Origin of the sequence: Flavobacterium sp. ov086, from assembly GCF_900187965.1 — a bacterium.
GTDB lineage: Bacteria > Bacteroidota > Bacteroidia > Flavobacteriales > Flavobacteriaceae > Flavobacterium.
The window spans coordinates 231318-243582 of record NZ_FZNL01000003.1 but is presented as its reverse complement, the minus strand read 5'-3'; the positions used below and the strand labels follow the sequence as shown (position 1 = coordinate 243582).

General features: G+C 33.4%; 9 protein-coding genes and 3 tRNA genes. 6 read left to right on the top strand and 6 right to left on the bottom strand.

Annotated features, from left to right (window positions below; genetic code table 11):
* Positions 1–55: 55 nt before the first annotated feature.
* From proS to rpsT, 5 genes are all read left to right on the top strand, one after another.
* Positions 56–1534 (top strand): proline--tRNA ligase, encoded by a 1479-nt coding sequence (gene proS, locus CHB81_RS04720; protein WP_089350739.1) that lies wholly within the window; start codon positions 56–58, stop codon positions 1532–1534.
* A 77-nt stretch (positions 1535–1611) separates the two neighbouring features.
* A tRNA-Glu gene (locus CHB81_RS04715) sits at positions 1612–1683 on the top strand.
* A 43-nt stretch (positions 1684–1726) separates the two neighbouring features.
* Positions 1727–1798, top strand: a tRNA-Glu gene (locus CHB81_RS04710).
* Between the two features lie 43 nt (positions 1799–1841).
* A tRNA-Glu gene (locus CHB81_RS04705) sits at positions 1842–1913 on the top strand.
* Positions 1914–2068: 155 nt separating this feature from the next.
* On the top strand, positions 2069–2320 hold the full coding sequence (gene rpsT / locus CHB81_RS04700; protein ID WP_017495211.1) for a 30S ribosomal protein S20: 252 nt from the start codon (positions 2069–2071) through the stop codon (positions 2318–2320).
* Positions 2321–2511: 191 nt separating this feature from the next.
* Here the strand turns inward: rpsT and CHB81_RS04695 are convergent, their stop codons facing one another.
* The 3 genes from CHB81_RS04695 to CHB81_RS04685 all read right to left on the bottom strand — a co-directional run bounded on the left by CHB81_RS04695 (position 2512) and on the right by CHB81_RS04685 (position 5840).
* Positions 2512–3300 (bottom strand): FkbM family methyltransferase, encoded by a 789-nt coding sequence (locus tag CHB81_RS04695; RefSeq protein ID WP_089350738.1) that lies wholly within the window; start codon positions 3298–3300, stop codon positions 2512–2514.
* Between the two features lie 625 nt (positions 3301–3925).
* Positions 3926–4342, bottom strand: a complete 417-nt coding sequence (locus tag CHB81_RS04690; protein ID WP_089350737.1) for a response regulator — start codon at positions 4340–4342, stop codon at positions 3926–3928.
* A gap of 4 nt (positions 4343–4346) precedes the next feature.
* Positions 4347–5840 carry a PAS domain-containing sensor histidine kinase gene (locus CHB81_RS04685; RefSeq protein ID WP_254920965.1) on the bottom strand — a complete coding sequence of 498 codons (1494 nt, stop codon included), beginning with the start codon at positions 5838–5840 and terminating at the stop codon, positions 4347–4349.
* 384 nt (positions 5841–6224) lie between these two features.
* Here CHB81_RS04685 and typA point away from each other — a divergent pair, with 384 nt between their 5' ends.
* On the top strand, positions 6225–8021 hold the full coding sequence (gene typA, locus CHB81_RS04680; RefSeq protein ID WP_089350735.1) for a translational GTPase TypA: 1797 nt from the start codon (positions 6225–6227) through the stop codon (positions 8019–8021).
* A 110-nt stretch (positions 8022–8131) separates the two neighbouring features.
* Here the strand turns inward: typA and CHB81_RS04675 are convergent, their stop codons facing one another.
* From CHB81_RS04675 to CHB81_RS04665, 3 genes are read right to left on the bottom strand one after another with little or no spacing between them, the layout of a single operon-like run.
* Positions 8132–10468, bottom strand: a complete 2337-nt coding sequence (locus tag CHB81_RS04675) for a T9SS type B sorting domain-containing protein (RefSeq protein WP_089350734.1) — start codon at positions 10466–10468, stop codon at positions 8132–8134.
* A 13-nt stretch (positions 10469–10481) separates the two neighbouring features.
* Positions 10482–11318, bottom strand: coding sequence for an ABC transporter permease (locus CHB81_RS04670; RefSeq protein ID WP_089350733.1), 837 nt, complete (start codon positions 11316–11318; stop codon positions 10482–10484).
* Positions 11319–11321: 3 nt separating this feature from the next.
* Positions 11322–12233, bottom strand: a complete 912-nt coding sequence (locus CHB81_RS04665) for an ABC transporter ATP-binding protein (RefSeq protein ID WP_089350732.1) — start codon at positions 12231–12233, stop codon at positions 11322–11324.
* Positions 12234–12265 lie beyond the last annotated feature (32 nt).

Here is a 12265-nt window from a genome sequence, read left to right as displayed (position 1 = left end):
TGTCAAACTATTTAGTTAAAATTAATAAAACAAAATTTGTGCCAAACTATTCAATATGAGTAAGAACCTCACTACAAGATCAGAAGATTATTCGAAATGGTATAATGAACTGGTTGTAAAAGCAGATCTAGCCGAAAACTCAGGAGTTAGAGGATGTATGGTTATTAAACCTTACGGATATGCTATTTGGGAAAAAATGCAGGCGGAGTTAGATAGAATGTTTAAAGAAACAGGACATCAAAATGCATACTTTCCTTTATTCGTGCCGAAAAGCATGTTTGAGGCGGAAGAGAAAAATGCAGAAGGATTTGCAAAAGAATGTGCTATTGTAACGCATTATAGATTAAAAAATGATCCGGATAGACCCGGAAAGCTTATGGTTGACCCAAACGCTAAGTTGGAGGAAGAGCTTATTGTTCGACCAACAAGTGAAGCAATTATTTGGTCTACCTATAAAGGGTGGGTGCAATCGTATAGAGATTTACCTTTATTAATTAATCAATGGGCAAATGTGGTGCGTTGGGAAATGCGTACGCGTTTGTTTTTGAGAACTGCTGAGTTTTTATGGCAGGAAGGGCATACAGCTCACGCTACAAAAGCTGAAGCAATTGAGGAGTCTGAAAAAATGATGAATGTTTATGCTGATTTCGTTCAGGACTTTATGGCAATTCCGGTTGTAAAAGGGATTAAGACAGAGACAGAACGTTTTGCCGGTGCTGACGAAACTTATTGTATTGAAGCTTTAATGCAGGACGGAAAAGCATTGCAAGCGGGAACGTCTCACTTTTTAGGACAAAACTTTGCAAAAGCATTTGATGTGAAATTTGCAAATGCCGAAGGAAAGCAAGAGCATGTTTGGGGGACTTCTTGGGGAGTTTCTACTCGTTTGATGGGTGCATTGGTTATGACGCACTCAGATGATCAGGGATTAGTGTTGCCTCCTAATTTGGCGCCAATACAAGTTGTAATTGTACCTATTTACAAAACAGAGGAACAATTGGCAGAGATTACGGCTGCGGTTAATGATTTGACAGTAAAACTTAGAAAACTGAAAATTTCGGTTAAATATGATGACAGAACAACTCAAAAACCAGGATTCAAGTTTGCTGAATGGGAATTGAAAGGAGTTCCTGTTAGAATTGCTGTTGGTCCAAAAGATTTAGAAAACGGAACTTTTGAAGTTGCCAGACGCGATACATTGACAAAAGAAGTTGTTTCTGCTGAAGGAATAGTAAATTATATTAATGACTTATTAGAGCAGATTCAGGCAGATTTATTTAATAAAGCATTAGACTATCGTAATACTCATATTACGGAAGTGAATAGCTTTGAGGAATTTAAAGAAATTTTAGACGGTAAAGGAGGGTTTGTATCTGCACATTGGGATGGAACTGCTGCTACCGAAGAAAAGATAAAAGATTTGACAAAAGCTACGATTCGTTGCATTCCTTTGGATGCAGTTGAAGAGGCTGGAACCTGTGTATTTACTGGTAATCCGTCTTCAAAAAGAGTGCTTTTTGCGAAGGCATATTAAAATTTTTTATTTTTTTTTGCATCAGGTATTGTACATCTTAAAAATAGTTGTATTTTTGCATCCGCATTAGAGAAGCAGGCCCGTTCGTCTATCGGTTAGGACGCATGGTTTTCATCCATGTAAGAGCGGTTCGATTCCGCTACGGGCTACTCTTTTTTTCTGCGATTCAAGTTATTTAACTTAATGTAAAATGGCCCGTTCGTCTATCGGTTAGGACGCATGGTTTTCATCCATGTAAGAGCGGTTCGATTCCGCTACGGGCTACAATTTCAATTTCATATAAATTGAAGAAAACTTAGAGGGATATGGTCTGTTCGTCTAGGGGTTAGGACTCCAGGCTTTCGTCCTGGTAACAGGGGTTCGATTCCCTTACAGACTACTAAAATTAGTTGTGAATAAGTTTTATAAAATAAAAATTGGTGTCTCGATTTTTGTTTTATTAGTTAAAACCAAAGTGATTGTTTTGCAATTGTGGGAGGTTTTTCTTTTTTAACTAGTACATATAATAATTATTACATCTAAAATTAAGAAAAAATGGCAAATCATAAGTCAGCATTAAAAAGAATCAGAAGTAACGAAAAAAGAAGAGTTCTTAACAGATATCAACATAAAACTACTCGTAACGCTATTAAAGCATTAAGATTAGCTACTGATAAAGCTGATGCTTCTTCAAAATTATCAACTGTTATTTCTATGATTGATAAATTAGCTAAAAAGAACATCATTCATGATAATAAAGCTTCTAACTTGAAGTCTAAATTAACTAAGCATGTTGCTAAATTGTAATTAACTACAATTTCCTAAAAATATAAAAGTCCTCTTTTGAGGACTTTTTTTTTGTTTTGATCTTAAAGGTTTAATTCCGGATAAAAAAAACTTTGTTGAATTTGTCTGCTGGAGATCCTATGGTTCTGCTAGTTGATATATTGATATGTGCCTTTTTCGATTACAGAGCGTTTTTCTAGTTCTTTAATAGCCTATCCTGCAAGATCGACTGATTTATAAACATGATGTGCGATCATAGCCATGTGCATTAATTGGTTGTCGGTAAGTTTTTCAGGATAGGCGATATCTTTGATGTAAACGATATCGGCTTCTAGTAGTTGGTTAAATTGTTGATCCCCATATTCGTTCCACGAAGCTTTAATGGGCCAGTTTTTAATAGCTGTAAAGGTGTGAGGGATGAAACCTTGTAATCGCATTTCTAAATCGATATCGCCAAATGAAGCCTGATCTTCGTATAGGTTGACGAAGGAAACTTCGGTTTGTATAAACACGGCTTCCTTTAGTTTTTCCCGACCATGTTGAAATACCATTAATTCTGCACCTTGAATGTCGATTTTAAGTAAATCTATATGCTTAATTGCTACAAGATCATCAAGTCGTTTTGTTTGGATAGGTTCCTGTGTTATTACTTTTCCCCATTCTGAGAAGTCTTTAAATAAATCGAGCTGTCGCTGATTGGGCTTTAATAAGCTGACCATACCGCTTGCATTGGTGATGTTCAACGTGTGTTGGTTTCCGTCTCCTACTGCATCAGAAAGATAAGTTTCGTTTGCGCTTTTTAGGTTTAATAGTTGGGCTAAAGCATGTGGTTGTGGTTCAAATCCATAAACATGGCAAAGATCTTGCTGTAGCATGGATTTATAAGGAGGGTCGCCATCAATTGGGTTTGCGCCAATATCTACAATACTTGTTAGTCTTGCTGTAATAAAAATTTCTTCGGGTTTGGTATAGAAGTGGGCTTTTATTGGATTGTTTTCCATGTTTATAATTTATTTATTGAATACATGTTTCAGGGTTAGGGTATTAGAAGTTGACTTGAAAGTTTTCTTTGTATTTGTTTGAAGTTTACAATTGTAGGGGATTCATTTTTTATTTATTTTATTTTTTATGCTGTACTGATTTTTAATGAAAGTTGTCCCGTGTATATGTTTTTTTAAAAAAAAAAGTATAAGCTTTTTGATAAAAAACTACCTTAAGATTAGAAGTTTTTTTGCAGAAGCTTTTCCTGTTTTAGGTATTTTGAAGTTTATCTTTGTTGGTGCGCTAAGATTGGGGTAATTTATTCTTGAGTATTGATAATGTATCAAATTTACTTAAAAAGCTAAATGCATTGTGGGCTTAATGAGGTAAATAAATATAAGATTAAGGCAAAAAGATTCTTTGTGGAATTTAGAATCAAGAATTTTTTGAATAGGAAATTTAGTTGTGTCTCGTTATGGAGTGAATCTGCTGTAAGTTTTTGTTGGGGATTAAATAATAGTATTCTTTTGTAGTAGAAGTGGGGTCAGGTTTGTATTGAAAAGATCTGGAATAAAATATTTAACAGGTAGTTCGGACCAGAGGGAAGCGTCTAAATTAGCCTGTAATTAAAAAGGTGTTATTATATTATATGTCAATTTTCTTCTTTAGGTATTCCAGCATTGGCTGTGTAATTGGCTTTGAAAGGAAATCAATTATTATTGGGTATTTTTTTGCCTTAGTTAAATCGTCCGGATCAATTGTAGAGGATAAAACAATAACGTTGGCGGTTTTGTTAAATTCGGAATAATCTGAAGAGGTAAAATGATCAAGAAACTCCCAACCACCCATAACTGGCATGTTTAAGTCTAGAAAAATCAGTTCAGGTTTTTTGTTGACTTTGTTTTTGTTGTTGGTGTATTTTAAGGTGTTGAAGTGATGAAGTGCTTCTTCTCCATTTTGAGCAGTAATAATTTCATTTGAAAATTCGGATTTTGCAATTACTTTTTTGCATAACATCAACGTGATAGGGTCATCGTCAATGCACAGAATTTGCTCCAGCATGATTTTAATTTTTAAATGTTATTGTAAAGGTGGTGCCTTTGTTGACTTCACTGTCAATACTGATTGTTCCTCCCATGGTTTCAACCTGTGACTTTACAAGATACAAACCAAGTCCTTTGCTGTCTGGGTAATTGTGAAATCTTTGATATAGTCCAAAAACTTTATCGCGATTTCTTTCTAAATCAATTCCAATTCCGTTATCCTTAAAAGTTAATATTGCTTTGTGATCTATTTGTTCAGCTGTAATAGAAATTTTTAATTTTCGATTCTCCGATTTATATTTTATTGAATTAGTGAGTAAATTTAGTAAAATGCTTTCAATATAAGCTTTGTTTGTATTTAATAATGGAACCCGGTCAAATTTAAGTTTGATGATTGGTTTGTGTAATTCGATTTGAAATGACAATTGACTAAATACGTTTTCGAAAACTTCTTTCAAAGAAACTTCTTCTTTTTGCATAGAAGGATTGTCTTTAATGATGATTACTTTTACGAGATCATTTATGGTTTCATTTAATAAATGTGTAGATTTAGTAAATCCGGCTAAGATTTCTTCAAGTTCTTCATTTTCTATAGGAATATCTTCAATAAGATTCAAAAGTCCAATCAAATTAGATAATGGGGCTCTTAAGTTGTGTGATGTAATATAGGAGAATTGTTTTAAGTCTTTATTGTTTTGAGTCAATTCTCTAATTAAATGTTCTTTTTCTGTTTCTAGTTTCTTTTCGTCTGTAATGTCTCTTTGTATGGAGATCCAGTGTGAAATAATGCCTTCGTTATTGAAAATGGGAATCATAGAAAATCTAACCCAATATTCTTCTTTAGTTTTAGTATATGTAATGGTTTCTATCAGGCATTCTTCTTCGTTTTTTATTGCTCTTAATAGTTTTTTAAGTTCGTCAGAGTCTGATTTCGGGCCTTTGAAAATATTTGGAGACTTTCCAATTATTTCATTTGATAAATATCCTGACATTTGTGAAAATGCCGGATTGACGTAGACAATTTTTGGAATTCTGCGATTTACTGAATTAGCTTCTGTGATTAATATAGAATCTTTAGATTGTGTAATTACTGTTTCTAAAAGTTTTAATCGTTGTTCTTCTTCTTTTTGTTTTGTAATATCCTGGATAGCCCCAATCATTCTGATGGCTCTTCCGTTTTCGTCTTTTAATAGAAAACCACGGTCCAAAACATATTTATAACTTCCGTCTGCACATCTAAAACGATATTGATCTTGCCACTTCTCTGTTTTTTGCTCTATAAAAGAGTATAATTTAATAGACATTCGGATGCTGTCTTCCGGGTGAATTTTATCAAACCACCATTTAGAGGTCTTTCCAACTTCGGATGGATTGTAACCAAAAATCCCTTCAATTCCTTTGTTCCAGTTTATGCTGTCTTCCTGAATTTTCCAATCCCAAATTGTGTCACTTGTTGCTTTTGCTACAATGTCATATTTTTCATTTGATTCTTTGATTTCTTCATTTGTTTCTTTCAATTTCTTGAAAACTGCGATATTTTTTTTCTCGTTTTGCGATAGTATGTAATTGAAAAATAGTGCTGTAGTTATAATGAAAAAAACATCTTTAAAGAAAAAAACTAAATAATAATCGGTCCTTGAAAAGTAAGTAGTAAGTATTTTATGACAGACAATTGCCATAAATAACGATATGATAATATAGACTAGAGTAATTTGGAGAGTTTTACTTTTCATTACTCAAATATAGTTAAATTAAGTATAATTAAACAATAACAAAAGTTCAAATTACGCTTAAATAAATGCTGTTTTTGATGAACTAATTACTTGTATATACGCAAACTATCTAAGAAACGTTTTTTATATCAAAATAAAGTGTACCTTTGCACCCATTAAAAATCACAGATGGAATCTATTAGAAACATTGCAATTATTGCCCACGTCGATCACGGTAAAACCACTTTGGTTGATAAAATTATGTATCACTGTCAATTATTTCGTGACAACGAAAATACAGGTGATTTAATTCTTGATAATAACGATTTAGAGCGTGAGAGAGGTATTACTATTACTTCTAAAAACGTATCAGTTCAATATAAAGGAACAAAAATCAATATTATTGACACTCCTGGCCACGCGGATTTTGGAGGTGAAGTAGAACGTGTATTGAACATGGCCGATGGTGTATGTTTGCTAGTCGATGCTTTTGAGGGGCCAATGCCACAAACTCGTTTTGTATTACAAAAAGCTATTGACTTAGGTCTTAAGCCATGTGTAGTTATCAATAAAGTTGATAAAGAAAACTGTACTCCTGAAGAAGTTCACGAAAAAGTTTTTGACTTAATGTTTGAATTAGGTGCTGAAGAATGGCAGTTGGACTTTCCAACAGTTTATGGTTCTGCTAAAAATAACTGGATGTCTGATCATTGGGAAAACGTAACTGATAATGTTGAAGCATTATTGGATATGGTTGTAGAAAATGTACCTGCTCCTAAAGTTTCTGAAGGAACACCACAAATGTTGATTACTTCTTTAGATTTCTCAGCATTTACTGGTCGTATTGCTATTGGTCGTTTAGAAAGAGGTGTTCTTAACGAAGGTATGCCAATCTCATTAGTAAAAAGAGATGGTACTATATCTAAATCTCGTATCAAAGAACTTCATACTTTTGAAGGACTTGGTCGTAAAAAAGTACAACAAGTTATTGCTGGAGATATTTGTGCAATTATTGGAGTTGAAGGTTTTGAAATTGGTGATACTATTGCTGATTTTGAAAATCCTGAAGGTTTAAAAACAATTGATATCGACGAACCTACAATGAGTATGTTGTTTACTATCAACGACTCTCCTTTCTTTGGTAAAGAGGGTAAATTTGTAACTTCTCGCCATATTAGAGAAAGATTGACAAAAGAATTAGAGAAAAACTTAGCGATGAAGTTAGGTGAAACTGATTCTGCTGATAAATTCATGGTTTTTGGTCGTGGAGTACTTCACTTATCTGTTCTTATTGAAACAATGAGAAGAGAAGGGTATGAGTTGCAAATTGGTCAGCCACAAGTTATCATCAAAGAAATTGATGGTAAAAAATGTGAGCCAATTGAAGAATTGACAATCGATTTACCAGAAAATCTTTCCGGTAGAGCTGTAGAGTTTGTTACTTTACGTAAAGGTGAAATGCTTTCTATGGAAACTAAAGGGGAACGTATGATTGTAAAATTTAATATTCCATCACGTGGAATTATTGGATTACGTAACCAATTACTTACTGCAACAGCTGGTGAAGCTATTATGGCTCACCGTTTTATTGGATATGAGCCTTACAAAGGAGAAATTGCCGGACGTAACAAAGGTTCATTGATTTCTATGGAAAAAGGAAAAGCTATTCCTTATTCTATCGATAAATTACAAGATCGTGGTAAGTTTTTTGTTGAACCAAATGCTGAGATCTACGAAGGTCAGGTAATTGGAGAAAACTCTCGTGGTGATGATATGTGTGTAAACGTAACTAAAGAGAAAAAACAGTCTAACGTTCGTTCTTCTGGAAATGATGAAAAAGCGAGAATTATTCCTCCAATCATTTTCTCTCTTGAAGAAGCTTTAGAGTACATTCAAAAAGATGAATATGTAGAGGTTACACCAAAATCTATTCGTTTGAGAAAAATCTATTTGACAGAAACTGATAGAAAAAGATTTAAAATCTAATTCTACAATTTTTATATAAAAAAAATCCCAAATCCAATTTATTGGAATTTGGGATTTTTTTGTTTTTAATTATTTGATTTTCTAATCTCTGGTTCGGGATTTCAGAGAGATTATCTTTTTAGGCTAAAGTGTCCTTTAATGCCTGTTCCGTTTACGAGAATTAAAGTAAACCAATAATCATCTGATGGAAGTTGCTGTCCGTTATAAGTTCCGTTCCATCCTAAGCTGGTTTGGTCCATTTGTTTTAATAATTTCCCGTAGCGGTCAAAAATAGATACTTTGTAGGCAGGAAGCTGATCGAAATCTTTTATAAACCATAAATCATTATATCCGTCTCCGTTTGGAGTAAAAAATCTTGGGTAATCTAAGACATAAAAAAGGAATGCGTTAGAAATACCACATCCGTTTTTGTCTCTTGCCGTGGCGTTATATATTCCTGGTTTTACTCCCATAAATAAAGGATTGTCCTGATAAGCGATGCCATCTAAAGAGAATTCATAATTTCCAACCCCGGTAAATTTTATTAAAGCAGAATTGTCAGTTCCTGAAAAATCTTTAGTAACAACATCCGTTATTTTTGCGGGTTCAGATGAAATTATCTTGAATTTTTTAGTTTTGTCACAACCATTTGCATCTGTCACAATTACAGAATAATCGCCGGCATCATAAACGACTAATGAATTAGTGGTATTTGTAGGATCAGTATTCCAAGAATAGCTGCTGAAACCCGTTGCAACAGTCAATGTTGTGAAATCTCCTTTGCATAGGATATCAGATTCATCTTGAAAATTAGGCGGATCAAAAGTATTTACAACAAGTGGTACAGCAGTAATATCATAACAATCTGCTCCGTTAATGATACGGGCATAAATGGTTTGATTATTGGCAGTGGTATTTTTAAAGATATTTGGTAATTTATTTATTTGTGCTAAAGCATCATTTTCAGATAAGTAATATTCAGGAACTAAACCACTTGGTAAGCCTGTGAGGACTTGTGGAGTAACTTCTGTATCAAGATTGAATTCATAAAAACCATCTTGTTTATCATCTGCATCACAGATTGCAATTGGGCTTTGATTAGGCATTGTTGCAGCCGAAATTTGTAATGTAACCTGAGCAATATTGTAGCAGCCATATTTGTTTTCAAGTCTGGCAAAAACAATTTGGTTAGGAGCTTTGTTAGTATATTTTTCAGGATTTAAAATAGGGTGTGTCTTATTTTGAGCATCTGCTAATAATTCGTAATAACCATTATTTGTAATGTCGGCAACATTGTTTTTTACAATATTATCAACTTTTGTTAGGTCAAAAATGCCAATTCCGTCTGTATTATCATCGCATTGAACTAAAGGAGTATCAGTTGATAGAATTTCTGCGGCGAAGTCAAGTTGAATTTGTCCTGTTAGCATACAAATTGAAGGAGTCAGGATACATTCAACTTTATAAGTTCCCGATACCGTTGGAGTATATGTCGGACCATTGGCGCCGCTAATTAATACACCATCTTTGTACCATTTGTAATTATAAGTGCTTGCTAATTTTGTGTCTAAGACTTTGGTTTGTCCATAGCACACAGGATCATTGTTTAAAGTGGTCTGATCTGGTCCAAAATCAATTTTAGACGTAAAACTACCAGCTTGCAAAAAAACAGCCGAATCATAATATTGGTTATTATCATCGGCAATAACAAGTTTTATATGGTATTTTTTTCCTGCGACAACTTGTGTCTGTGCATTCATAACAATGGTTTGACCTGCGTAGTTTATTGGGCTTGATACCGAATTTAAACCATTAAAGTAGTTTTGGTTTTCAGCAGGACAGCCATCATATTTATCTCCGTTGATTGCTGTTCCGGGTTCAATTTTTGGACGAACATTTGTTGAGGAAACTGGTGTCGTCGTATTGGGTAAAACTGCGAGATTTTTATAAGGGTCACTAGTTCCGGCCTCTTTAATTAAAAAAGCAAATCCATCAGAATATTGACAAGGAAAAAAATATTGATACTCATTAGAAGCAAAAATATAATTGAAACTTAGAAAATCAGTCAAGGGAACAAAATCGAATTCTAAAGATGTCGCATTTATAGAACTAATTCCCAGAACCTGATTTAAATCTGCATCACCTTTCCAGTCTGTACTTCCTCCTCCCGGACTAGTTATATAAGGTCCAACAGCATTTCCGCTTGTAGAGGTCGTTAAAACAACTCCATCTGCAAATGGAAAACTAGTGCCAGCTGCATTAAAATAGGCAAAGCTGTTTTTTCCGGGAGTAAAAGTATCTCCTTTTCCTGATGAGTTTGTGATAGAAACGCAAGAACTATTGACTAATATATTTTCAATTAATTCTTGCGGTGTTTTTTGATCATCTATACTTATATATTGTGCATTTACCTTAAAAGATAAGCAACATAGAAAGAGTGCAGCTAAAAGACATTTAAAATGATCCATAGTCACAAATATACTATAAATCTCGATTTTTTAATAGTTTATAAGAAAAGTATGTAAATAAAAAGGTCCAGACTAAAACTATGAGAATTGAAAGGTAGTGAACACCATAATCTTTAATGTTATTAACACCTATCTGAGTTCCTATACTTCTTACTACAGAAAGTCTTGAAAATGGTTCAATGATCAAATTAGACATAGCTTCTAATGGAAGAAATTGCATGATATAATCACCTGTATTGCTGTCTGGGAAAATTTTAAAGGTTAAAAGGCCTTTTAGAATTCCTTCAATTATACTCCAAACCAAAAGAAAACCTAAAGCAAAAGCAGAACGTTTTACTAAAATTCCCAGAAATAAACAGAAAGAAAAGAAACCAATTAGTTTTACAAAAAAGGCTAATAAATAATCTAAATGCATAAAAACAACATCTAGTTCTGTATAAGATGAAAAGCTAAAACCTAATAATAAACTCATCACAAATACAAAAACTGTTGAGCATAATGCAAAAAGAACTACAGTAAGAAACTTTGATAAAATGAATTCTTTTTTACTTAAACCGTCAATTAAATTTTGTTTTAAAGTACCATAACTATATTCGTTTGCCATCATGGAAACGATAACAATGGCGAGGAAAAATTTTAACCATGCTGCGATATAAGTATTAAAATGCCAGATATATGGAAAGTTGAAAATCCCCATTTCAGCCAAATGAAATTTAAAAGGGCCAATGTCAAATTTTATCGATGCAATTAATGCAATAAACGAAAGTAAAATGAAATAGGTTAACGTAAGTACTTTACTGGCTTTGTTTTTCCAGATTTTTTGTAATTCTATAGATATAAGTCTGTTCATGGCTTAGTTGGATTTGATAGTAGCGTTTTTGGTTAATTCTAAAAATTGTGCTTCAAGACTGTTTTTGCGTTTTACTAAATGACTTAAAGCGATATTTTTAGAAAATAAAAACAAATTCAGTTCTGAAGCTGATAAATCTGATTTTAAATAAACCAATATTTTTCCGTCTTCTTCCGTGATTCTGTCAACAGCTTCATGATTTTGTAAAATCAATTTTAATGCTAAATTATCATTAGCCTGAAGTTCAAAGAAACCTTCATTGGCAGACATACCGTCAACCGAACCTGAATATAGGATTTCGCCTTTTCTTAAAACAATAACATGCGAACATACTTTTTCGACTTCGTCTAATAAATGTGAAGCCAATAAAATTGTAGTTCCTTGCGAGGCAATTTTTTTAATAATATCTCTAATCTGATGAATTCCCTGCGGATCTAAACCATTCGTTGGTTCATCCAAAATCAAAATTTCAGGATCATTTAAAAGCGCCGAAGCAATGGCCAGACGTTGTTTCATTCCTAACGAAAAAGTGCTGAATTTGCTGTCTTTTCTTTCCGTTAAACCAACAAGATCCAGTTTTTCGGTGATCTTAGAATAATTGATGCTTTTTATTTTACAAACCAATTTTAAGTTTTCCTCGGCAGTCATGTACGGGTAAAAGTTAGGTCTTTCGATAATCGCACCTACTTTTTTTAAGGCTTCATGAGTTTGAATCTTCCCATCAAACCAGCTGTAATTGCCCGAAGTTCTGTTTACAACATTCAATACAATTCCTAAAGTGGTAGATTTTCCACTTCCGTTTGGTCCTAAAATACCGTAAACACGGCCTTTTTGTATTTTAAAAGACACATCTTTTAAGGCTTGAATGCGCCCGTATCTTTTACTAAGATTCTCAATGGTAAGTATGGTTTCCAAATTTATTTCGGTTTTAGTTTTAAGTATGACGA